Here is a 20,977-nt window from a genome sequence, read left to right on the forward strand (position 1 = left end):
GTCAGGCCCGGTCCGAATGATACGCGAATGTTAACAATGTGCGGATACTAACGGAACACCCCTGCGTGCGCGCCCGTCTCAGGCGGCAACCGATTGCGCCTTTTCCGAGTCGCTGAGCGCCTCGTCCATGGCCTGCGACAGCGCCCGGCTGACCACGCCCTCGACCGTCATCACGCGCACGCGCTGGGCGCGGTAGGCTTCGATGAGCTTGTCGGACGAGAGCGAAAATGCTTCCTGGCGCGCTCCGGTGGAGAAAATGTACAGGGTGCGCAGCGGGCTGATCCAGGCCAGCTTGACCTTGCGGATGCTGCCGTCCGGATCGGTAAATTCGATCCACATATTGCGTTCGAGGGCGTCGACGCCGAGTTCCGCATCGTCCAGCTCGGCATGGGCCGCTTGTTCGGCCTCGGCCAGCGCTTCGTTTTCCTTTTCCAGCCGGCGCATCGCGTCTTGCTGGGCAACTTCGACGGCGATTTCGAGCTGGCGTTCCGGCGTGATGTCGAGCGGTGCGCGGACTATTGACGCGTGGCACTCGGCCAGGTCGGCGAAAAACTGGATGCGGTCGGCATCTTGCCACTTGATGACGTCGAGCCATTTGTTCAGGGTCGCCAGCAGGCTCGGCAGCTTGCCGATCAGGTCGCGCCGCTGTTCGTGCGTGATCTTCGGCTTGACGCTCCAGATCAGCTCATCCATGGTCTTGGTCGCATTGCCGACCGCGCCCGGCTTGTCTTCCTCGACGCTGTAGGCGACCGTCATCACGGAGGTCCACTTCTTTTCAAGAAAGGTTTCCAGCATGGCGACCACCTGGCCGCTGCCGACCCGGGCCGCGACCGCGGTCCTGGCCGAGCGGGTGGCGGCGGTGACTTTTTCCTTGCGCAGGGCATCGGCGATTGGCGCCGCAATGGCGGTGGCCGCCGCATGCTCCTCGGCCTTGATGGTTTCTTCGAGCTCGGCCACGACTTCCGAAAACACATCGGCCGGCGCGCCGCCGTCGTCCTGGTCGCGCCCGACCCGCTCGACGCCGCGCTGCATCACCTGGAACAGCGGATCGTCCGGGCCGGAGCGCTGCTCCAGGCCCATGGTCGACATCAGGTCGATCATGCGGCGCGCCGGGTGCGTTTCTTCGAAGAAGAAATTCTTGTCGGCCAGCGCGGCCTTGAGCACCGGAATTTGCAGCGACTGGATCAGGTCGCGCGAATCCTTGGGAATGTTCGGATCGAGGAAGACCGTCTCGAAAATCTTCGACAGCAAGTCGATGGTGCTCTCGTCGCCGCGCGAAAGTGTCCCTTTTGGAATGCTTTCCTTCAAGCGCGGCAAATAGAACACGTTCCCCGTCTGCGCTTCGACCGGCGTCGGCGCGATATTGCCGAACTGGGCCGGCAAGCCGCCCTGGAAGCCCTGGAAACCCTTGAGCACGTCGAGCAGCGAGGCCGGCACCAGCACCTGGCCCTCCCCCGACTGGCCGAAGCCGCCCGCGTCGATACCGCCGCCGCCGCCGGACTGCGGCGCCGCGAAGCCGGGCGCGGCATGCACGCCCTGCCCTGCCGGTCCGCCCTGGGCCGGCGGGCCGCCCTGCCATGGCGCGGGCACGCTGGCCTCGGCGCCAGCGGCGCCGGGCGCGCCATGGAACGCGGCCGCGCCGCTCGGGCGCCAGCCGCCGCCGGACGGCGCCATGGCCGGCAGGTCGGGAATCATCGGAATATCGAACGACGAGGCCGGGGCCTGCTCCTCATCGCTGAGGAACTGGCGCAATTGCTTGGCCAGCTCGGCCTGGCTGCTGGCGCGCGCCTTCTTGGCCGCGACCGCGCTCTCGGTTTTCTTGATCTTGAACGCGTCCACCGAACCGGGCTGCACGTTCTTGTTGATCAGCAGATCGCACAGGGCGTCGTACATCGGCGCGAAATCGAACAGCAGCGAGGGGCGCAGCATCGGCAGGATCAGGCTGTGGGCATCCGGGTCCGGTTCGAACTCGCGCCAGGCCTGCTGCAGCGCCGACAGGAACATCTCGGGCCGGAACGGGTTCTGGCTGATGCGCAGCACTTCGCGTTCGAGCAGGAAACCGAGGCGGACATTGAGCGTGGCGATCTGGGTCGCATACTGCATTTCGAAGGGGCGGCTGATGGCGTCGAACACGACCCGGCTGTCCATCTCTTCATAAGGCACCAGCTCCAGCGTGGCCGGCAGGGCCGCCACGGTTTTCTTGGGCGACGGCGCCAGCACATCGATTTCGGCGCGCATGGCGCGCACGATGCCGGAGGCGGCCACATGGAAGAAAGCGTAAGTGTTGTTTTTTAGCAGATTACCCGATTTCACCCGCAGGAACACCGTGCGCGCATCGAGCGCGGGATCGGTCACATCCAGCAACGCCGCAACGAGGCGCGTCGCTACCGCCATCAATTGGTCATTGACGTGCTTGGTCACGCTGCCCAGCAGCGTATCCAGCAACTCGTGGCGTGACGGACCTGTCTTCCTTGCAGCGGTGGAGGGTGAAGGTGGAGCCATTGTCTGCTCGTTCGGGGTTAAAGATCTTTTGCCATAACAAACATTCTCTCACATTATTGCCGACCGGCAACCGGAAAGTTTGAAACAAAGTGTTATTTTTTGTTTAAGCGCAGGATGAGTGTGCTCATTCTTGCTTTTCCCTCAAGAAGAAGCCTCACATCGTCATTTCAACTGTTGATTAGAAACAAACTCAAGGCTAGAAGTTTCTCTAACATAATAACAATTCCACAGAGCAACCTCTTTCTCAAGGACCTCGCCATGATCGCCAGCCGCCGCACCGATCTCAAGCTGACACTGACGCTGTGCTTCGCCATCCTGGTCGGCCTCGGAGCCTGGCTGGCCGCCGTACTGCTCAGTCAGCTTGCGCTGATGCAGCCGGTAACGGCAGCGGCCGCCCAAAGTTTAGCCGACAATGGCGGCGCCCTGCGCTTTGTCGCCGCCGGTGCGGCCGATGCCACCAACACCGGGGCCGAGGCCGAGGCCAACTACGCCAGCGCGCGCCTGTGGGTGTGGTTTTGTATCGGCGCCAACGGCGCCGGGGCGGCCCTGCTCGGCTTGTGGCTCAGGGCGGCCGTGAGCGTGCCCGCCACGCCGGCGCAGCACCCGCCCGCTGCGCCGCCGGCACAGCGCCCACCCCTTGCGCTGCCGGCGCCGCGCGGCAACCTGATCGAACGGGCCATGCACGCCGGCGGCGCGCGCGGCGCCGGCGTCGACAGCGCCTCCCCTGGCGCCATCGGCAGCCGGCCCGGCCCGCTATCGCCAGGCTGCGGGGACGCAGCGGCGCGGCTGGCGCGGGTGGCGCGCATCATCGACAACCTGGCCTTCCAGACCACCTTGCTCGCGGTCAACGCCGCCGTCGAGGCTGAACGCGGCAGCCGCATGCCGCCGCGCGCTTGAGTCGATTCTTATCAGAATGTATTTCAATTTTGTAGGAACTAATCCTACACGAGTTCAAGGTGGATTCCGATACCTCTTCAACAGTGCGGCTCGCATGATTGTGTCACCGGAAACGCTGACGAGAGCACTTCCTCAGCACCATCGGCGAGCACGACATTTTCAAACTTCGAAAAGGAATGAACATGAACTCGAATCAGAAAAGCGGTCAAGGCAACAAGCAGAGCGATAGCTCCAGTTCCAACAAGCAATCGGGCTCGCAAGGCTCCGGCAGCGGCTCGGGCAGCAAAAGCGGCGGGACCCAGGGCGGCACGCATGAGCAGCACGTCGAAGCCGGCCGTCAAAGCCACAAAAATGACGACAGCAATTCGAAACAGTCCGGTTCGGGCTCGGGCAGCAAACAGTCGGGATCGTCTTCCGGCAGCGGCAACAAAAGCGGCGGCAGCAAAAGCTGATTAGTCTGATACCGCAGGCGTCGCCGGGTTTCCGGGCGGCGCCATGCAGCAGGTTAACAGGAATCAATTGAGAGAGTCTGCATCGGCCTGGCCGTTGACAGGCTCTTTTTTTGGCCGTTGCGGCCGGTATCGGAAGGCGGCCCAGCTAATGGCTGAGCCTGCGCTTCAAATATTGCGAATACGCACGCCTTTGGGTGGCGCGAAGTCGGCCACGTCATTGACCATGCGCGCCACCTTGGCGTCGCGCGCGGTCAGGTGCAGGTCGGAATACTGGTGGATCGCCCACTGCTCCGGCTGCAGCTCGATATGCTTGCGCAGGATCGATTCGGTGCGGGCGTCGTCGGCGCGCAGCCCTTCGACGATGATATTGAGTGCGTCCGGACGCGCCCCCGGCGAGGCCGTGGCATGCGACTTGTGCACCATGAAACGCGCCGTCTCGCTGGCGTAGCGCCGGGTCCCGGACAAAAACAGGATCACGGCGATCGACGCCACCGCTCCCGCGTTGTACATCACAAACTTGACCGGGGAGTTGAAAAGGAAGTTGTACAGGCATAGCCCGTCGCTGACATAGCCGCCGTTGGACTGGATCAGCACGTGCGCCGTTTCGACGCCGTTCTCGGTCATGCCGGACACCGCTTCGAACACGCGATGCACCATATCGCTATTGACATCACCCGACAAAGTAAACCAGGCATCCGTCGATGGGGTCGTTTTTTCTTCGCTCATGGCTGTCTGCTCGCAAAGTAGATGAATTATTTTAACAAATCGGGCAAACCATGGGTTTCCGTGCGCCCCTCATTCGTGCGCGCCCCCCGCACCCCCTCTGCAAGGTTGACAGTTACGCCCTGCTGGCATATCCTCCTCAGTCTTGATCGGGAGAGGGCAGCGCAGGCTGCCGCCGAAGGGGCATCACCCAAAAACTCTCAGGCAAAAGGACCGGTCAGGGGTCGGCGGCGCACAGCGCCCCCGGCTGAACTCTGGAGAGCGGCCGCGGCACCATGCCGGCGGCCCACCGAAGGGGCAGGCGGACTCGCATCCGCTATCTCTCAGGTACCAAGGACAGAGGGGCGCGAAGCATCACGGAACGGCAGAGCCGTATCACGTCTGCTCGTCGTACCCCCATTCACTCTGCCTTGAGGATTCCATGACGCTTAAAGCGACTCCGCTCAATTCCGCACACCGCGCCGCCGGCGCCAAGATGGTCGATTTCGGCGGCTGGGACATGCCCGTCAACTACGGCTCGCAAATCGAAGAACACCACGCCGTGCGCAGCGATGTCGGCATGTTCGACGTCTCGCACATGTGCGTGGTCGATATCGAAGGCGACAACGTCCGCCCTTTCCTGCGCGGCCTGCTGGCCAATAACGTCGACAAGCTGCAAGTGGCCGGCAAGGCCCTGTATTCGTGCATGCTCAATCCGCAGGGCTTCGTCATCGACGACCTGATCGTCTACTTCTTCAGCGAGACCTGGTTCCGCCTGGTCGTCAACGCCGGCACCGCCGAAAAAGACGTGGCCTGGATCACAGCCCAAAACGACGCCACCGGCAGCGGCGTGACCATCACCCAGCGCCGCGACGGCAACGACCCGATGGCGCTGATCGCCGTGCAGGGCCCGAACGCGCGCGCCAGGGTATGGCAGGTGCTGCCGACCACCCAGGCCGCGTCCGAGCCCCTGAAACCGTTCAACGCCGTCATCGTCAAGGACACCGCCTTCGGCGACGTGATGGTGGCGCGCACCGGCTACACCGGCGAAGACGGCTTCGAGCTGGCCTTCCCCGCTGCGCAGGCCGACGCACTATGGAACGCGCTGGTGGCCGCCGGCGTCAAGCCGGCCGGCCTGGGTGCGCGCGACACCTTGCGCCTGGAAGCGGGCATGAATCTGTATGGCCAGGACATGGACGACACCGTCAACCCGCTCGACGCCGGCCTGGCGTGGACCATCGATCTGGTCTCCGAGCGCGACTTCATCGGCAAGACCGCGCTCAAGGCCATGGGCCAGAACGCGCAGTACGTGGGCCTGATCCTGCGCGAAAAAGGCGGCATTTTGCGCGCGCACCAGAAAGTGGTCGCCGCCGACGGCGCCACCGGCGAAATCACCAGCGGCACCTTCAGCCCGACCATGCAGGAAGCGATTGCGCTGGCGCGCGTGCCGATGGGCGTGGCCGTGGGCGACACCGTGCACGTCGAAATCCGCGACAAAAAGCTGGCCGCCAGCGTGATCAAGCTGCCGTTCGTGCGAAACGGTAAAATCCTCGCTGCCTGATTCCTGGCACCACCTACATTACGTCATATTTACCTTACCGCGACCTCTTGGAGCAAACACAATGAACATCCCAGCCGACCTGAAATACACCGAGTCCCACGAATGGGTGCGCGCCGAAGCTGACGGCACCCTCACCGTCGGCATCACCGAATACGCGCAGGACGCGCTGGGCGACATCGTCTTCGTCGAACTGCCGAAAGTCGGCAAGATCCTCACCGCCGGCGACGACGCCGCCGTGGTCGAATCGGTCAAGGCCGCCAGCGACATCTATGCGCCCGTGTCGGGCGAGTGCATCGCCGTCAACGACGCCGTCGCCGACGCGCCGGACTCGATCAACACCGACGCTTACGCGGCCTGGCTGTTCAAGCTCAAGCCGAGCGACGCCGGCGCCATCGACGGCCTGCTCGACGCCACCGCCTACGGCAAAGCTACCGCAGAGTAAAAACTCCTGGCCGCCCCGATGACCATCGCGGCGGCCATTTTTTCAGTTCGCCGCCGCCATTCGCTGCGGCAGTCTTTTTTCGGCTCCCACTACCATGACCCGCACCAGCCTGACCCAACTCGAAGCACGCGACTCGTTCATCCCGCGCCACATCGGCCCCTCCGCCGCCGAACAGGCGGCCATGCTTTCCACGCTCGGCTATCCGTCGCGCGCGGCGCTGATCGACGCCATCGTGCCCGCCAACATCCGCAAGAAGAGCAAGCTGGAACTGGGCCAGTTCTTCGAGCCGATGCCGGAACAGGCGGCGCTGGGCAAACTCAAGGCGCTGGCCGCCAAGAACAAGGTCATGAAGTCGATGATAGGCCAGGGCTACTTCAACAGCCATACGCCGGGCGTCATCCTGCGCAATATTTTCGAAAACCCGGCCTGGTACACCGCGTACACGCCCTACCAGCCGGAGATCTCGCAAGGCCGCCTGGAAGCGATCCTGAACTTCCAGCAAATGATCACCGACCTGACCGGCATGGGCATCGCCAACTCGTCGATGCTCGACGAAGGCACCGCCGCCGCCGAAGCCATGACCCTGATCCAGCGCGTCGGCAAATCGGCCTCGAACGTGTTTTATGTGGCTGACGACGTGCTGCCGCAAACCCTGGAAGTGGTGCAGACGCGCGCCGAGCCGATCGGCGTGGAAGTGCGCACCATCGCCGCCGCCGACATCGGCGGTCTGACCGAGCCATGCTTCGGTGTGCTGATCCAGTACCCTGGCGTGAATGGCGACGTGCGCGACTACCGCGCCGCCGTCGAAAAACTGCACGCGGCCGGCGCCATGGTCGTTGCCGCCGCCGACCTGCTGGCCCTGACCCTCTTGACGCCTCCGGGCGACTGGAGCTGCGACGTGGTTGTCGGTAACAGCCAGCGCTTCGGCGTGCCGCTCGGTTTCGGCGGCCCGCACGCCGGCTACCTGTCCACGCGCGACGAATTCAAGCGCAGCATGGCCGGCCGCCTGGTGGGCGTGACCATCGACGCGCAGGGCAACAAGGCCTACCGCCTGGCCCTGCAAACGCGCGAGCAGCACATCCGCCGCGAAAAAGCCACCTCCAACATTTGCACCGCGCAGGTGCTGCTGGCCGTGATGGCCTCGATGTACGCCGTCTACCACGGTCCGAAGGGCCTGCAGCGCATCGCCCAGCGCGTGCACCGCTTCACCGCCATCGCCGCCGCCAAACTCGGCCAGCTCGGCTACGAGATCGTCAACACCACCTGGTTCGATACGCTGACCATCAAGAGCGCGCGCGCGTCCGAACTGCACGCGATCGCCATCGAACACGGCGTCAACCTGCGCAAGGTCGACGACCAGCACGTCGGCATCTCGCTCGACGAAACCACCACCCGCGAAGATATCGCGCTGCTGTGGACGATCTTTTCGCAAGGCGTCCCGAACGCCCCGGCGTCGCCGGACTTCGACGCGTTTGATGCAAGTGCGCAGAACGCCTTCCCGGAAGCGCTGGCGCGCACCAGCACCTACCTGACCCACCCGACCTTCAACCGCTACCACGCCGAACACGAAATGCTGCGCTACCTGCGCGGCCTGGCCGACAAGGACCTGGCGCTGGACCGCACCATGATCCCGCTCGGTTCCTGCACCATGAAGCTCAATGCGACCAGCGAAATGATCCCGGTGACCTGGCCCGAGTTCTCCAACATCCACCCGTTCGCGCCGGACGCACAGACGGTCGGCTACCGCGAAATGATCGGCCAGCTCGAAGACATGCTGTGCGCACTGACCGGCTACGCGGCCGTGTCGCTGCAGCCGAACGCCGGCTCGCAGGGCGAGTACGCGGGCCTGCTGGTGATCAAGGCTTACCACGAGTCGCGCGGCGAAGGCCACCGCAATATCTGCCTGATTCCGTCGTCGGCGCACGGCACCAATCCGGCGTCGGCCAATATGGTCGGCATGAAGGTGGTCGTCACCGCCTGCGACGCCAGCGGCAACGTCGACCTGGCGGACCTCAAGGCCAAGGCCGAACAGCACAGCGCCAACCTGGCCTGCGTGATGGTCACCTACCCGTCGACCCACGGCGTGTTCGAAGAAGGTATCCAGGAACTGTGCGAGATCATCCACTCGCACGGCGGCCAGGTCTACATCGACGGCGCCAACATGAACGCGCTGGTCGGCGTGGCCGCGCCGGGCAGCTTCGGCGGCGATGTGAGCCACCTGAACCTGCACAAGACCTTCTGCATCCCGCACGGCGGCGGCGGCCCTGGCGTCGGCCCGATCGGCGTGGGTGCGCACCTGGCCAAGTTTTTGCCGAACCAGCGTTCGACCGGCTACACGCGCGACCAAGCCGGCATCGGCGCGGTCAGCGCGGCGCCATTCGGCTCGGCCAGCATTTTGCCGATTTCGTGGATGTACATCGCGATGATGGGCGGCGAAGGCCTGACCGCCGCCACCGAAACGGCGATCCTGGCCGCGAACTACATCGCGCGCCGCCTGGCCCCGCATTACCCTGTACTGTACACGGGCCACGACGGCCTGGTGGCGCACGAGTGCATCCTGGACCTGCGCCCGATCACCGACGCCACCGGCATCAGCAACGAAGACGTGGCCAAGCGCCTGATGGACTTCGGTTTCCACGCGCCGACCATGAGCTTCCCGGTGCCGGGCACGCTGATGATCGAACCGACCGAAAGCGAATCGAAGGCCGAGATGGACCGCTTCATCGACGCCATGATCGCGATCCACGCCGAGATCGTGAAGGTCGAGCGCGGCGAGTACGACCGCATGGACAACCCGCTCAAGGGTGCGCCGCACACGGCCGAAGTGGTCACCGCCGACGTCTGGGAGCACAAGTACAGCCGCGAGGCGGCCGCCTTCCCGGTGGCGTCGCTGCGCAAGCAGAAGTACTGGCCGCCGGTCGGCCGCGCCGACAATGTCTACGGCGACCGTAACCTGTTCTGCGGCTGCGCGCCGATCAGCGACTACGAGTAAGCGCACTCGCCGTTATCAGGGCCGCCGGGAAGCGAGCCGCAGATGCGGCGCGGTCTTCTTCGGCGGCTCTGCCGTTTCAGGCACGCTGTCGTCGAACTGAAATCCGCCGACCGCTTGCGACAGGGCTAGCGCCTGGCTCTGCAGCCGTCGGGCTGCCGATGCCGCCTCTTTCACCAGCACCGAATTGTGGCGCGTCATCTGCTCCATCTCGACGATCGCCGCGCTCACCGCGCCGATACCGCCGGCCTGGCCCGCGCTCGCCTGCCCGATGCGGCCGACCGTCTCTCCCACCTGCTGCACCGACAGTGCGATGCCGGCCATGCGCGCGCCCGCGTCCGAGGCGCTGGCGCTGGCGCTGTCGATGTCGGCCAGCGACTGCGCGGTCAAGGCCGTGATCTCGTGCGCGGCGCCGGCCGTGCGCTGCGCCAGCGCGCGCACTTCTCCCGCCAGCGCGGCCAGGCCGCCGCCCTGCTCCCCAACCCTGCCCGCTTCCAGCGCCGCATTGAGCGCCAGCGCATTGGTCTGGCCGGACAGCTGATCGATCACGCCGACCAGCTGCGCCACGCGCTGCGCGTTGGCGCGCAGCGCCGCCATCGACAGCACCAGGCGGTCGACCACGCCGCCGCCGCACAGGGCCTGCATCGACGCCTCGTCGGCCAGCAGGTTGGCGCTGTGCGCGCCCTCGACCGCGCCGCCGGCCGCCGCGCCAAGCTGGCCCACCGTGCCGGCCGCGCGCTGCAGCACGCTGGCCTGGGCCGCATTCCTGCGCGACAGGCCGGCGCTGCCGCTGGCGATGCCGCGCGAGGCCGAATCGATCGAGCGCGCCGAGGCCTGGATGCTTTTCAGGGTGACGTTCAGGGAGCCGATGGCCGCATCGAGCGTGCGCGCGCTGTCGGCGATTTCGTCGCTGCCGTAGCTGCGGTTCTTGACCGTCAGGTCGCCGCTGGCGAGTTCCCCGGCGCTCCGCTTGACGTCCGCCACGCCGCGCAGCAGCGCGCGCCGCACCAGCGTGGTGATGCCGAGCGTGGCGGCCACCGACAGCGCCACCAGCAGCGGCATCAGCACCGACAGGGCTGCAAAATCGGCGGCCGCGCGGCTTGAGGCGTGTTCGCTCAGTTCCTGCTCGAAGCGCGCCAGTTCCGCCAGCCGCAATGCCACCACGCCGAAGGCCTGTTCGGCCTTGGACATGGCGTTTGCACTCATCGAATGGTCGACCTGGGAAAACTCGATTACGTCGAGGATGGCGCGCACGTAGGTCGCGTGCGCGGCCCCGGCCTGGGTGATGAAGCGCTGCTCGGGGCCATGGCCTCCGGTGCGCCGCGCCAGGGCCGCGAACTTGCGTTCGATGGCGGCGTGGCGCTGATAGATATCCTGGCCCAGCCCATCGATACGCGGCGCCGAAAAACTGGCGCTGATCCAGGTCAGCAGCTGGTACATGCGCGCGTGCGCCTGCTGGACGTCGGTCGCCAGTTCGCCGGCTTCGCGGATGCGGGCGGCGCGCTCGTTGACGATCATGTCGACCGCCTGGTTCTGGCGCACCATCGCATACCACGCGCTGCCGGAGGAGACGATCAGCAGCAGCAGCACCATGCAGGGAGCGAGCAGCAGCTTGGGACCGATACGCAGGCGTTCGAGCATGTCAGTGCTTGTAGACGCCGGCTTCGAGGGCCACGTCGCCAATCCGCAACACATACGTGGTCTTGGCTTCGACCTTGCCGTTGACCGGATTCTTGAACTTGTAGTCGACCCAGCCGCGCCCCGGACCGTTGGCGATCGCAATCATCTCGTGGCGGAACAGCTTGCCGTCGGCGTCAGGCACGTCGCGCAGGTCCTTGCCGATCAGGGCCACCGTCGGATGGGCCACCGTGATGCCGCCCAGGTCGCGCATGGCCAGGTACAGGGCGCCCTGGTTGTACTCGGGGTCGCGCGCAATGATCCGGCGGATCATTTCCTCCTTGCCCTTGAGGCGCATGAAGCGCGCGCCCTTTTCGGCCAGTGCGACCGCATCCTTTTCGCTCGGCTCGGCCGCGGCGGCCGTGCCGCCGGCCGCCGCCGCGCCCCAGAAACAGGCCAGCAAGACGCCGGCCTTGATGAGAATCTTCACAATGATGTCCTTCAACGTCGGTGAACGCGCATTCCGGTGCCGGCGCAGGTATGATTGTCTGCCAGTGGGCTTGCGCGAGATGAGTTCGCGCAATGTTTCCTGAGCGCATAGGTTAATTTACGCGTTCGCGCGGGGCGCCGGTTTGCGCAGGATCAATCGTGCGGACCGCGCCAACCCAGCCAAGGAAGAGAGATGGATCGTTCAGTTGTCGCCCTGTTGTTATCAGGTCTCGTGTTTCCGGGCACCGGCCAGTTTTACCTGGGCCGGCGCGCGCGCGCCTGCCTGTTCATCCTGCCGACCCTGGCCGCGGCCATCTATTTTTTCAAGCAGGTTCTCGACAGCGCCTCGCTGATGGTCGATGACGTGCTGCGCGGCGCGCTGCCGGCCGATCCGGTGCTGATCGCCGAGCGCCTGCACCAGCAGGGCGAGACCGCCTCGCCGATGATGAATCTCGCCGCCGCCGTGATGCTGGTGTGCTGGCTGGCCAGCGCGCTCGACGCCTGGCTGCTGGGCCGCGCCATGGCGCGCGGCGCGAAAGCGGCGCCATGAGGGGCGTTGCGCTGGTGTGCCTGCTGGGCCTGACCCTGGCCGGCTGCGCCGCGCCGCCGCCGCCATCGCCATCGCCGCCGCCATCGCCGGGGCCGGGGCCGGGGCCGGGGCCGGGGGGCATCGTGCGCACCGAAGTGCAGCGGGCCGCGTCATCGCTTCCCGGGCATGATGCGGTGGTGATGCGGGTCGAGCTGGCGGCCGGCGCGCGCGCCGGGCGCCACACCCATCCGGGCGACGAAATCGGCTATGTGCTCGAAGGCGAAGGCCAGCTGCTGGTCGACGGCGCCGCGCCACGCCTGCTGCGCGCCGGCGACGCCTTCGTGGTGCCGGCCGGCGTAGTGCACGACGCCCACAACCCGGGCCGCGCCGCCATGCGCCTGGTGGGCGTGTTCGTGGTCGACAAAAACAAGCCGCTGGCCACGCCGGCCCGGTAAGCCACCGCCGGCGCGGCCGCCTTGTCGTTAACGCAAAAAGCGCCGCCCGCAGCGATGCGTGACGACGCTTGCCGGCCGCGCCGCGCGCGCGCCGCTTAGGCCAGCTTGACCGCGTGCTCGCGGGTGGCGTGGAAGGTCAGCTTGGGCCAGCGCTCTTCGGTCAGGCGCAGGTTGACGTTGGAAGTCGCCAGGTACGCCATGTTGCCGGCCGCATCGTAGGCCACGTTGTGGCCGAGGGCCGCTTCGAAGTCGGACAGGATGCGCTTGTCTTCGCCGCTGATCCAGCGCGCGCTGCTGATGCTGGTGCCTTCGAACACGGCGTCGACGCCATACTCGTTGAGCAGGCGGCTGGCCACCACTTCAAACTGCAGCACCCCGACCGCGCCCAGTACCAGTTCGCCGCCCTGCACCGGTTTGAAGACCTGCACCGCGCCCTCTTCGCCGAGCTGCTGCAAGCCTTTGTGCAGCTGCTTGATCTTGAGCGGATTGCGGATGCGCACCGAGCGGAAGAAGTCCGGCGCAAAATACGGAATGCCGGTAAATTGCAGCATCTCGCCTTCGGAGAAGCTGTCGCCGATCTGCATGTTGCCGTGGTTCGGCAAGCCGATGATGTCGCCGGCGTAGGCTTCCTCGACCTGCTCGCGCGAGGACGCCATGAAGGTGACCACCGACGAGACCTTGATCTCGCGCCCCAGGCGCAGGTGCTTGACCTTCATGCCGCGCTCGAAGCGCCCCGAGCACACGCGCAGGAAGGCGATGCGGTCGCGGTGGGCCGGGTCCATGTTGGCCTGGATCTTGAAGACGAAACCGGAGAACGGCTGCTCGCTCGGGGCGACCACGCGCACGGTGGCGTCGCGCTCGCGCGGGGCCGGGGCCCAGTCGACCAGCGCCGAGAGGATTTCGCGCACGCCGAAGTTGTTGATGGCCGAACCGAAAAACACCGGAGTCTGCACGCCGGCCAGGAACTGCTCCAGGTCGAACGGGTGCGAGGCGCCGTGTACCAGCTCCACTTCCATTTTCAGCTGCTCGATTTCGAGCGGGAACATGGCCGCCAGCTTCGGATTGTCGATCCCCTTGACGATTTCGAATGCGCCGTCGGCCTTTTCTTCGCCGGCCTTGAACAGCATGATTTCATCGCGCAGCAGGTGGTACACGCCGCGGAAGTTCTTGCCCATGCCGATCGGCCAGGTCACCGGCGCGCACTCGATCTTGAGCACCGATTCGAGTTCGTCGAGCAGGTCGAGCGGATCGCGCGTTTCGCGGTCCATCTTGTTCATGAAGGTGACGATCGGCGTGTTGCGCATGCGGCATACGGCCAGCAGCTTGATGGTCTGCGCTTCCACGCCCTTGGCCGCGTCGATCACCATCAGGGCCGAGTCGACGGCGGTGAGCACGCGGTAGGTGTCTTCCGAGAAGTCCTGGTGGCCGGGGGTGTCGAGCAGGTTGATGACATGCTCGCGGTGCTCGAACTGCATCACCGAGCTGGCCACGGAAATGCCGCGCTGCTTTTCGATCTCCATCCAGTCGGAGGTGGCGTGGCGGCCGCTTTTGCGCGCCTTGACCGTGCCGGCCATCTGGATCGCGCCCGAAAACAGCAGCAGCTTTTCGGTCAGGGTGGTCTTGCCGGCGTCGGGGTGGGAAATGATGCCGAAAGTACGGCGGCGCGCCACTTCGCGGGCAATCGCCGCGGGAGCGGGCGTCGCGCCGGAGGCGGAAACGTCTGAAGCGGGAAGGTCTGAAGCGGGAAGGGAAGTATCGGTATCGTTGGCCATATTCTCAGCCATAACATGGCCTCGCACAAAACCCACGATTTTACCGATACTTGCCCTGCTCGTGTGAACTGATTCAGGCGCGGCGGGGAGCCGCGCCTGCGGTGTTACGGCCGCCCGGCGCCCCGGGCCGGCCTTACCAGCACTTGTCGGCGACTTTTTCGGTGCTGGTGGTGCCGGTGTGCTCGAGCATCAGCGCGCCGCATTTGTCGTCGAGCTGCTTGCCCTGCGGCGTGGCGAGCAAGGTGAACGCGTCGGCCGTCTGCGCCTTGATCGAGATCACATACCTGGCATCTCCCGTTTTCGGCGACTGCGCGGCCAGCACCGGGGCGGCTTCATAGGTGCCCTTGCTGGTGTAAAAGCGCTCCATGTACTGGGCCTGCTCGCTCAGGATCGCCTTGGCGGTCGACCTGTGCGAGTTCAGCACGTACTGCGTATAGGACGGGTACGCGATGGCGGACAGGATGCCCACCACGGCGCACGCGATGAACAACTCGATCAGGGTGAAGCCGCCGGAGCGGCGCCGCCCCGGCATGGTGCGTGCGCCCGCCATCATCGCTGCAGCTCCCGCCAGTTGATGCGGCCGATATTGGGCGACTTCGAGGGTTCACCCTCCTCTACCACAGTTGGCTTGCAGTCGGTGCCAACGCAATCCTCGGTCTCGCCGCCGACCAGCACGCCGCCAGCGTCGCCGGTCCCGGTGCTGCCACTGCTGCCATTCGGCCAGACGGTGGTCGACACGCCCGTGCGGATGTAGCCGCCATCGGTCCCCTGGGGCGTATGCGTCCAGACGATCGTGGTGACGCTGCCGTCAAGGTTATTGGTGACGGTATTCGGCGGCGGCGGCGGGATGTCGTCAGGCGTTTTCCCGGGGACTGGCACGAACACGCCTTTCGGATCTTTCGCTCCTTCGGCCGACTTGCCCGGAATGGCTGGCGCGCCTGCAAGTTTGGTCGTTACTGGCGGAGCCATGTTGTAGGTTCCATCCGTCATGCAGCGCACCTCGGGATGGTGCCAGTAGATCAGGTACTCCGCAATGAGTTTGCCGGATGACGCCTCGTAGCGATCTTTCTTGAGGCGGTAGCCCAGCTTCGGCTGGCCCGCCACATTCAGTTCGATGTCATCCTGGGTGATGTTGGCCGAGACGATCTGCAGGGTCAGGGCGCCATTACGCCATGCACTGCCCGCACCGCGTACCGCCTCTTTCACGGCAACGCCGGCGCAATTCGGGTGCATCGGATGCACGCCGGTCCGCTTTTCGCCCGGCACCCACTCCTTGACGGTAAATGCGTTCAGCGGCATCGACCACATCATCTCCTTGACCGAGGCCATGGAGTATTTCGTCATTTCCGCCACCTTCATTGCGTCCTGGGTCTGGTACCCGATCACCGGGCCGTCGTATTCGGCCTGCTTGCCAGCCACCACCGCGCCGAGCACCTTGAAGCTGATTGCCGGCGAATGCTGCTGGTTTGCCATCAGCAGCTTGAACTCGGTGTTATCCGTGGTGGCGCTTTCGGTGAGGGTGGTTTTCCATGTTTTCTCCGTCCTGGTCCGTTTCTGCCAGTAAGGCGCCTTCTTGTCGCCCGATGCTGTATAGGAATAGGCATTCTCGACGTAGGTCGAGGTATACTCTCTCGTTGTCACCATTGCCACTTTGCCACTGACCAGTACTGGCACCGGTCCGGACACGTAGGTGATTGCCGAATCAGTCAGGTAGCTCACCTCGGTTTTCTGCGTGTTGCTAGCCACCTTGGTCGTCGATGTGGTCGGGGTGCCAGCCACCGTCGTCGCCTCGGGTGGGTAAGTTTTTGCCGCTTTCAACGCGGGCGTGTCCGGCAGGGACTTCGTGGTGATCGCGGGTACGGAGACCGTATGCAGGCGCTGCAAGTCCTGGCTCGGATTGATCATGCTCAAGCCGGTGACGTCATAGATGTCGTCATACTCGTGAACGTGAACATAATTGAGACCCTTGCCTTCGACCGCATTATCGGCAGCCCGGCCCAGCGAATAGTAGCCGTTGCTCGACTGGGTCGTGGCATACCTGTATGCGCCGGTCGAGCTGCTTTTCAGATTGCCGCAGCGCACGTAGCAGAAGAAGTCGGTATCGAAGTGACCACCTTCCACGCCGCGCTCGCCCTTGACCACTTCCGGAAGAACATCGACGATAACCGGCGGCTTCGGCGCGCCGTTGCGGTCGAAGCTGGCCTGGAACACGTCAATGCCGCCGGCCGATACGCCAACCAGTTGCGAACGCACGCCTCCACCCATGTGGCGGCCGACCGGATAATAGGTCGTGGTGGTGCTTCCCACGGTTTCGTCGATCAGATCGTCGGCGGTAAATGCACGGTCGACGTTCAGGTCGAACACCACGCTGTGGGTGTCGCCACCGGTCAGGTAGTTCAATTGCATCCACCAGTTCTCGCCGGGCGGCTTGGCATCGGGCGTTTTAGTCGGGTTGGTGGTGAAAAACTGGAACACTTTGCCGTTGACGTAAGCGCCATCGCCAACCACGCGCTCGCCCGCGTCAATTTTCAATTCCACTTTCCAGCCCTTGTTGACACCGCCGGAATAGTTCAGCGGCTCGTTGGTGACGGTGCGAACGCGCACCTTCTCCGCCTCCGTCCCCGTCTTCAGAGTGTACTCCCGCTCGGTCAAGGTCTGCGTAACATAGGTGCCCTTGGTGAGGTCGGCCTTGTCCCATACGCCAATCGCATGGTCCACCGTCGTTTTCGCGGTCAGGTCGCCCGGAGTCAACAGCCGTCCGGTGACGAACAGCACCATCGAGCCGCCGGCCGGATGCGATGCCAGGCCGGGAGCCATGGTGATCGAACGCCCCGCGCCGCCGCCGTCATGCAGCAAGGTCGAGGTTCCCTTGATCAGGTCGAACATCCACATATTGCCCAGCAAATCGCCGGCATACGCGGTATCGCTGTAACCGTCGTTATCGCTGTCGCGCACGGACGGCGAGGAAAGGCCGTTCGGCGCGCTCGCGCTGCCGGCGCCGGTATCGATCGGACGGATCAGCTCGCCGGTCTTGGCGTTGATTACGTACAGCACGGCATGGCCGTTGGAGGTGGCAGGGTCGCCGTAGTAGCCGTTACCGACCACCGCCGCCGGGGTGGTGGCGTTGAGCTTGACCAGGACCGGCGCGCTGTAGGTGTAGCCCAGGTCCTTGTAACCTTCGGTCTTGTTGGTAACTTCCCACAGGACCTTGGACGCCGCGCTGGTCTCGTCGGCCGGCATGCTGGTCACATCGAGCGCATACAGGGCCTGGCCGCCAGCACCAAGGGCGCCGACCAGGAAGGTTTGCTTGTCCATGGTGCGCAAGGAAATGCCGCCATCGACATAGTAGCGGTGTTTGTAGTCTTTGCTCGCCAGATCCTTCAGGCCGCCCATGAGCGCGCCGGGAATATAGGCGAAGCGCTCCGAGCCGTCAGCGGCATTGATTGCGTGCAACATGCCATCGTTGGCGCCGACAAACACGGTCTTGCTAGTGCCGTCGTTGTGGTAGACCGGAGTCGAGTGGATGATGTCACCGAGCACACTGCCGCGCGAGCGCAGCCCGCCGCCGTTCTTGAGTTCCTTGCTGGTATCGCCACGCACGAACTTGAGGATGTCGGAGTCGTCCGCATCCACCGCGGTCGGATCGAGCAGCTTGCGGTATCCGGCCTCGTCCTTGCTCATCTTGACCCAGCGGAACGGCATGCCGCCGCTGCCGCTTTCGTTGCGGGTGACGATGATGCGGCTGTCGGCGGTCTGCTTGCCGATCGCCGCGGCGGCGCCGCCGGTCCAGGCATCGGCGGCGCCGATGGCGCCGGTCTTGGTGATCGGATAAGCGTGCAGATTGCCGCTCCAGTCGAACGAGTTATAGTCGATCGAAAACATTTTCTCGGTGCCGCTCGAGACGTCGATGTTCGACGGCACCGGCTGGCCGATATAGCCGACCGGCTGCGCCGACGGTGTGAACACCTCCGCCGCATTCACCGCGACGAACGCGGCAACAGCCAAACCTGCCAGGCTGACCCCCGCGAGTAATTTAGTTCTTAGTTGCATGATGATTCTCCGACGGTTGTGAGTACAGCACTAGCCGCAAACATTGGTAAAGACACGGAAACGAAAGGTCGATTGCACGATGGCCACCGCACCGCCTTTGCCCTTGGCCCGTGCCGTCACTTTGGCAATCCCGGGCGAGCACGGCGTTTTGGCATTGATATATTCAGGAGCCTTGATCAGTTCGATGAAGTAACGCGGTTGCTCGTTCAGGTCGGCGACCTGGTCGGCCAGGGTGGCGAAGGTGTTGGTGACCGCTTCATCCTTCCAGTCGACGATGTTGACCATGTCGGTTTCGACCTGGTTGCGGCAGCGTGCTCCGGGGCAGGCCACACTGAACTGGGTGCTGTCGAACGGGTCGAACGGGGCTCTGTTAAACATTGTTTCCTCGGCATGGCGCAGCATCGTTTCGGCCGCTTCGCGCGCCACTTGCTGGTCGCGCGAGTTGCGCGCCAGGCGCTCTTCGAGCGTGCCGCCGCGCACCAGGGCGAGCACGAACATGGTCAGCACCACCAGGAAAATCAGGCCGCTGACGAGCACCGCACCTTGTTGGGAAGCGCGGTAGCGCGGAGTAGTATGTATTCTCATTAATTCCACCTTGTCTGGTTACGCACCATGAACGTGGTCGTGACCACGCTGCGCAGGCGGCCATCGGCGATGGCCACTTTGGCGCCGTTGAAGTCGAGCGATTGCGTGCCGCCGACCACGCCCTTGGTGGACGGCCCGCGCACCAGCAGGCTGACCCGGACCGCCGAGACCTGGAGGTACTGCGCCGCGTCCGGACCGTCGATGTAGGCGGTGATGGCTTCGGCCCCGGTGCCGATGCCATAGGTAACCTGCATGTTTTCAATGTTCTCGGCCACCACCACGCCAGTGCTGGTGTCGACATCCAGGCTGTCCGTGGCGAAGCACTTGAGCTGGGTTTCCACCACGCGGAACTGGTAAACCACCTGCGACACGTTGGTGCCGGGAGCGCCGGTGCCGGGGTCGTTCGGATTGTTGGAGTCCACGGTCGCCCCTTCGCAGTTGGCTTCCTGTCCGGTGCGCAAGCCGGTCGCCGCCGCCGTCGAGGTCCAGGACGGGTCATGCCGCACGATCAGGACATCCGAGCCCGCACCTGGATCATTCGTCCCGCCCAGCGGACCCGGCACCAGCGGCGCATCGACATTGAGCTTGTAGCCGGCCTGGCGCAAGGCCCGCCCCATGACATCGGTGGCATTGCGCGCCGACTCATTCATGCGCACGCCATCGCTCTGGGCCACCGACATCTGCTTGCTGCCGATGAACAGGTAGCCGACCCCGCCCAGCAGCACCAGGCCCAGGGTCATGGCGACCAGCACCTCGATCAGGCCGAACCCGTCCGCGCCGGCGCGTGGCGCCCGGTACGGGGCGAAGGAAATAGGACCGCTCATAATTGCGTCTCCACGGAAATTGATTGGGCCGCCGGACCATAGGTGGTGGCATCGGCCTTGACGCGCGAATCGTCCCATTGGACGACAATTTGGAACTTGCGGGTGGCGGGAACATACTTCACCGAACCCTTGCCTTTCGGGATAGCCTGGGCCGCCGCCGCGCGCCACTGCGCCAGGTCCATCGACACCACGCTGGCATCGGCCGGCGCTTCGGCGTCGATGGCCAGGGTGTACGGCGACTGGCCGGCCACCAGGGTTTCGGCGGTCGTGCGGTTGGCGCGCATGCGGTCGACGATGTCGTTGACCAGCACCGTGGCCTGGCCGCGCGCCTGGGAGCTCTGGTTGTTCTTCAGGTTGGTCAGGATGATGCCGGCGATGCCGAGCAGACCCACACTCATGACCAACATCGTGATCAAGATTTCAATCAGCGAAAATCCTTGCTGACGCCGCATTGTTTTCTCCTTGCTTAAGCTGTACATGTGGCTGCTCCATCAACAATTTTGACGCCGACCCAGCCCGTGCCCGGACGGAACTCGAGGACGCGGCGCTTGGCCTTGGTCGAGGACTGGCAGGAATAGATCGTGCCGCTCAAGCCGGCATTGGCGGCGCTGCGGGTCTGGCCGGTGCCGTTGTACGAGATGAAATCGGCAACGTCGCCGGTGGCCGTCAGCAGCGCCTTGCCGGGAACGCCGCGCTGCACGCGCAGCAGCTCATCCTCGCCATCCTTGACGCCGACGGTATCGCCATCGACGAAGACCAGCCAGCCGGCGTGCCAGTCGCCTGCATCGCCACCACCGCAGGCCAGGCCGTCCGCGCTGCGGCACATGCTGACCCGGCCATTGCGCTTGACCGCTTCGGAACGGGTGTAGTTGATCGAGGCCAGCAGTTGTTCGGCCTGTGCCGAGACCGCCGAATCATCGACGAAATCTTTCATGAGCGGCAAGCCGACCGCGGTGGCGACACCGAGAATGACGACCGTGATGAGCAACTCCGGCAGGGTGAAACCGTGCGCGCGCCGTCGGACGACGCGGCGGGCGGGGCCGGTGCCGCGCGCACTGGCATGAAGCGCCGAATAGGTCATGGGATACACTTTCAAAAGGTTGGGAGCGGA

Annotated in this window: 18 protein-coding genes and 2 riboswitches; of the genes, 7 read left to right on the plus strand and 11 right to left on the minus strand. The window is 64.8% G+C overall.

The annotated features are described in order from the left end of the window. Positions 1-78: 78 nt before the first annotated feature. Complete coding sequence (locus tag F2P45_RS20230; RefSeq protein WP_166879169.1) at positions 79-2,502, minus strand: DUF1631 family protein; 2,424 nt, start codon at positions 2,500-2,502, stop codon at positions 79-81. A 258-nt stretch (positions 2,503-2,760) separates the two neighbouring features. Here F2P45_RS20230 and F2P45_RS20235 point away from each other — a divergent pair, with 258 nt between their 5' ends. Next, positions 2,761-3,399 (plus strand): hypothetical protein, encoded by a 639-nt coding sequence (locus F2P45_RS20235; protein WP_166879171.1) that lies wholly within the window; start codon positions 2,761-2,763, stop codon positions 3,397-3,399. Between the two features lie 182 nt (positions 3,400-3,581). Next, on the plus strand, positions 3,582-3,851 hold the full coding sequence (locus F2P45_RS20240) for a hypothetical protein (protein WP_166879175.1): 270 nt from the start codon (positions 3,582-3,584) through the stop codon (positions 3,849-3,851). A 165-nt stretch (positions 3,852-4,016) separates the two neighbouring features. On the opposite strand, the gene F2P45_RS20245 is transcribed toward F2P45_RS20240, so the two are convergent. Further along, the gene (locus F2P45_RS20245; protein ID WP_166879178.1) at positions 4,017-4,577 is read right to left on the minus strand and encodes an ATP-dependent Clp protease proteolytic subunit; all 561 of its coding nucleotides are present in this window, start codon (positions 4,575-4,577) and stop codon (positions 4,017-4,019) included. A gap of 137 nt (positions 4,578-4,714) precedes the next feature. Then, positions 4,715-4,800, plus strand: a riboswitch (glycine riboswitch). A gap of 18 nt (positions 4,801-4,818) precedes the next feature. Continuing rightward, positions 4,819-4,924: riboswitch (glycine riboswitch) on the plus strand. 71 nt (positions 4,925-4,995) lie between these two features. Between F2P45_RS20245 and gcvT the strand changes: the two genes are divergently transcribed. The 3 genes from gcvT (at position 4,996) to gcvP (ending at position 9,548) form a co-directional block, all read left to right on the plus strand. Further along, entirely contained in the window at positions 4,996-6,114 is a 1,119-nt protein-coding gene (gene gcvT / locus F2P45_RS20250; protein ID WP_166879181.1) for a glycine cleavage system aminomethyltransferase GcvT, read from the plus strand. 61 nt (positions 6,115-6,175) lie between these two features. Then, positions 6,176-6,556, plus strand: coding sequence for a glycine cleavage system protein GcvH (gene gcvH / locus F2P45_RS20255; protein ID WP_166879185.1), 381 nt, complete (start codon positions 6,176-6,178; stop codon positions 6,554-6,556). Positions 6,557-6,650: 94 nt separating this feature from the next. After that, positions 6,651-9,548, plus strand: a complete 2,898-nt coding sequence (gene gcvP / locus F2P45_RS20260) for an aminomethyl-transferring glycine dehydrogenase (RefSeq protein ID WP_166879188.1) — start codon at positions 6,651-6,653, stop codon at positions 9,546-9,548. A gap of 15 nt (positions 9,549-9,563) precedes the next feature. On the opposite strand, the gene F2P45_RS20265 is transcribed toward gcvP, so the two are convergent. Further along, entirely contained in the window at positions 9,564-11,186 is a 1,623-nt protein-coding gene (locus F2P45_RS20265; RefSeq protein ID WP_166879190.1) for a methyl-accepting chemotaxis protein, read from the minus strand. Position 11,187: 1 nt separating this feature from the next. After that, positions 11,188-11,625 carry a cache domain-containing protein gene (locus tag F2P45_RS20270; RefSeq protein ID WP_229505190.1) on the minus strand — a complete coding sequence of 146 codons (438 nt, stop codon included), beginning with the start codon at positions 11,623-11,625 and terminating at the stop codon, positions 11,188-11,190. A gap of 219 nt (positions 11,626-11,844) precedes the next feature. On the opposite strand from F2P45_RS20270, the gene F2P45_RS20275 reads away from it, so the two are divergent. Then, complete coding sequence (locus F2P45_RS20275) at positions 11,845-12,201, plus strand: hypothetical protein (protein ID WP_166879192.1); 357 nt, start codon at positions 11,845-11,847, stop codon at positions 12,199-12,201. Beyond that, a complete protein-coding gene (locus tag F2P45_RS35470; RefSeq protein WP_187367196.1) occupies positions 12,198-12,635 on the plus strand; it encodes a cupin domain-containing protein in 438 nt (145 codons plus the stop codon). The genes F2P45_RS20275 and F2P45_RS35470 overlap by 4 nt, the downstream gene beginning before the upstream one ends. A gap of 95 nt (positions 12,636-12,730) precedes the next feature. On the opposite strand, the gene F2P45_RS20285 is transcribed toward F2P45_RS35470, so the two are convergent. From F2P45_RS20285 to F2P45_RS20315, 7 genes are all read right to left on the minus strand, one after another. Then, positions 12,731-14,407, minus strand: coding sequence for a peptide chain release factor 3 (locus F2P45_RS20285; protein ID WP_166879242.1), 1,677 nt, complete (start codon positions 14,405-14,407; stop codon positions 12,731-12,733). A gap of 133 nt (positions 14,408-14,540) precedes the next feature. After that, positions 14,541-14,960, minus strand: a complete 420-nt coding sequence (locus F2P45_RS20290) for a type IV pilin protein (RefSeq protein WP_166879194.1) — start codon at positions 14,958-14,960, stop codon at positions 14,541-14,543. Then, complete coding sequence (locus tag F2P45_RS20295) at positions 14,957-18,457, minus strand: pilus assembly protein (protein ID WP_166879196.1); 3,501 nt, start codon at positions 18,455-18,457, stop codon at positions 14,957-14,959. Before F2P45_RS20295 ends, F2P45_RS20290 begins: the two co-directional genes overlap by 4 nt. Before the next feature lie 30 nt (positions 18,458-18,487). Further along, the gene (locus F2P45_RS20300; RefSeq protein WP_166879198.1) at positions 18,488-19,042 is read right to left on the minus strand and encodes a pilus assembly PilX family protein; all 555 of its coding nucleotides are present in this window, start codon (positions 19,040-19,042) and stop codon (positions 18,488-18,490) included. Continuing rightward, entirely contained in the window at positions 19,042-19,866 is an 825-nt protein-coding gene (locus F2P45_RS20305; RefSeq protein ID WP_166879245.1) for a PilW family protein, read from the minus strand. The genes F2P45_RS20300 and F2P45_RS20305 overlap by 1 nt, the downstream gene beginning before the upstream one ends. Continuing rightward, a complete protein-coding gene (pilV, locus tag F2P45_RS20310; protein ID WP_308613653.1) occupies positions 19,863-20,345 on the minus strand; it encodes a type IV pilus modification protein PilV in 483 nt (160 codons plus the stop codon). Before pilV ends, F2P45_RS20305 begins: the two co-directional genes overlap by 4 nt. Continuing rightward, on the minus strand, positions 20,333-20,947 hold the full coding sequence (locus F2P45_RS20315) for a GspH/FimT family pseudopilin (RefSeq protein ID WP_166879202.1): 615 nt from the start codon (positions 20,945-20,947) through the stop codon (positions 20,333-20,335). The genes pilV and F2P45_RS20315 overlap by 13 nt, the downstream gene beginning before the upstream one ends. Positions 20,948-20,977 lie beyond the last annotated feature (30 nt).

Source organism: Massilia mucilaginosa (assembly GCF_011682145.1).
Lineage (GTDB): Bacteria > Pseudomonadota > Gammaproteobacteria > Burkholderiales > Burkholderiaceae_D > Telluria_A > Telluria_A mucilaginosa.

Bases quoted from the DNA above. Each gene is read 5' to 3' on its own strand.
- gcvH (WP_166879185.1), top strand. From the start codon at position 6,176: ATGAACATCCCAGCCGACCTGAAATACACCGAGTCCCACGAATGGGTG.
- F2P45_RS20240 (WP_166879175.1), top strand. From the start codon at position 3,582: ATGAACTCGAATCAGAAAAGCGGTCAAGGCAACAAGCAGAGCGATAGC.
- pilV (WP_308613653.1), bottom strand. From the start codon at position 20,345: ATGTACAGCTTAAGCAAGGAGAAAACAATGCGGCGTCAGCAAGGATTT.
- F2P45_RS35470 (WP_187367196.1), top strand. From the start codon at position 12,198: ATGAGGGGCGTTGCGCTGGTGTGCCTGCTGGGCCTGACCCTGGCCGGC.
- F2P45_RS20230 (WP_166879169.1), bottom strand. From the start codon at position 2,502: ATGGCTCCACCTTCACCCTCCACCGCTGCAAGGAAGACAGGTCCGTCA.
- F2P45_RS20285 (WP_166879242.1), bottom strand. From the start codon at position 14,407: ATGGCCAACGATACCGATACTTCCCTTCCCGCTTCAGACCTTCCCGCT.
- gcvT (WP_166879181.1), top strand. From the start codon at position 4,996: ATGACGCTTAAAGCGACTCCGCTCAATTCCGCACACCGCGCCGCCGGC.
- F2P45_RS20245 (WP_166879178.1), bottom strand. From the start codon at position 4,577: ATGAGCGAAGAAAAAACGACCCCATCGACGGATGCCTGGTTTACTTTG.
- gcvP (WP_166879188.1), top strand. From the start codon at position 6,651: ATGACCCGCACCAGCCTGACCCAACTCGAAGCACGCGACTCGTTCATC.
- F2P45_RS20275 (WP_166879192.1), top strand. From the start codon at position 11,845: ATGGATCGTTCAGTTGTCGCCCTGTTGTTATCAGGTCTCGTGTTTCCG.
- F2P45_RS20295 (WP_166879196.1), bottom strand. From the start codon at position 18,457: ATGCAACTAAGAACTAAATTACTCGCGGGGGTCAGCCTGGCAGGTTTG.
- F2P45_RS20235 (WP_166879171.1), top strand. From the start codon at position 2,761: ATGATCGCCAGCCGCCGCACCGATCTCAAGCTGACACTGACGCTGTGC.
- F2P45_RS20265 (WP_166879190.1), bottom strand. From the start codon at position 11,186: ATGCTCGAACGCCTGCGTATCGGTCCCAAGCTGCTGCTCGCTCCCTGC.
- F2P45_RS20290 (WP_166879194.1), bottom strand. From the start codon at position 14,960: ATGATGGCGGGCGCACGCACCATGCCGGGGCGGCGCCGCTCCGGCGGC.
- F2P45_RS20305 (WP_166879245.1), bottom strand. From the start codon at position 19,866: ATGAGCGGTCCTATTTCCTTCGCCCCGTACCGGGCGCCACGCGCCGGC.
- F2P45_RS20300 (WP_166879198.1), bottom strand. From the start codon at position 19,042: ATGAGAATACATACTACTCCGCGCTACCGCGCTTCCCAACAAGGTGCG.
- F2P45_RS20315 (WP_166879202.1), bottom strand. From the start codon at position 20,947: ATGACCTATTCGGCGCTTCATGCCAGTGCGCGCGGCACCGGCCCCGCC.